Source organism: Bartonella sp. CL71SXKL (assembly GCF_042194935.1).
GTDB lineage: Bacteria > Pseudomonadota > Alphaproteobacteria > Rhizobiales > Rhizobiaceae > Bartonella.
Genome location: NZ_JBHINI010000079.1, coordinates 1 through 1,103 on the forward strand (window position 1 = coordinate 1; position 1,103 = coordinate 1,103).

Sequence of the window (1,103 nt, forward strand, 5' to 3'; positions counted from 1 at the left end):
ATTTAGAATACTCACTCATCATTCTACATATTCAATAAAAAACTGAATATTATAAATTTCTTTCATTCAAACCTGTTTATATTTAATCAATTAACCCCTTGTTCATCACAAACGAAGCTGGCATGTAAAAAAGGACTTTTGAAAAAAGGTGTATTGCTTCTTATGAACATTCTCGAGTGCTAAAATCTGCGCAAATATTAAATGCTGAAAAAAGAATGATGATATCCGCGCATAACCGCAATAAAAATAATATCCTGTATCCAATCAAAATTTCTCTGCCACCTATCATTTACAAAACAACAACCGTAACAATACGATAAAGCATACTTTACTTTTATTATAATTTGACCTCAAACTCCCTCTGTTTGTTCTAAAAACAAGTATTTCTCCAAAATTCTTAAGTAAACATCCTAAAAAAGGAAACAAATAATATGCGTATGAAATGATATAAACGTAAATAAAGTTCTAAAACAAAATTCAAAAAAATGCATAAATCTCGTAAAGACTAAACTTATGATCTATAAAATTTAATAAAGAAATGGACAAAAACAACCATCAATATCGTCTCTTTTAAAAGATTATACCACAAGAATTTAGCATTCAAGCTTCTCACATTCACAATGAAATCTGCCCCCATATCTTAATATCAAAATTTTAGGAAAATTCCTCATCGCATAGAAGAAAGCATCTATTGTAATCTTTTATATCAAAAAAATAACCATATTGATGAGGAAAAATAAATTTCAATACATTAAAAGGCAGAAAAATCTTCTGCCTTTCATATAAAAATGCACATTATATCTCTTCAAAAAAGATGGCGCAATCCAGCAGAGAAACTGGCTCCAGAAAAACCAGCTTTCTTAAATTTATGCTGATAAGTTACATCTCCATGAAGAAAAAGTTTTGAAGAAAGACGAGCATTAAACCCAAGACCTGCTTCCAAAAAAGAACCAAAAAAACCTAATTGGAAATCGTTTTTAAAAGAAACAAATTGCTTATCTTCAAAACTATGCAAATAAGAAAGCTTACTATAAAAAGAAACGACACGTCCCTCTTCAGAAACATTAAGTGTCTTGCTTAAACGCCCACCAACACGCCCCACC

Annotated in this window: 1 protein-coding gene; it reads right to left on the minus strand. The window is 30.0% G+C overall.

Annotated features, from left to right (window positions below; translation table 11 throughout):
* Nucleotides 1–805 precede the first annotated feature (805 nt).
* A partial coding sequence (locus ACFILA_RS09555) for an autotransporter outer membrane beta-barrel domain-containing protein (RefSeq protein WP_375660345.1) occupies nt 806–1,103 on the minus strand: 298 nt, incomplete at its 5' end.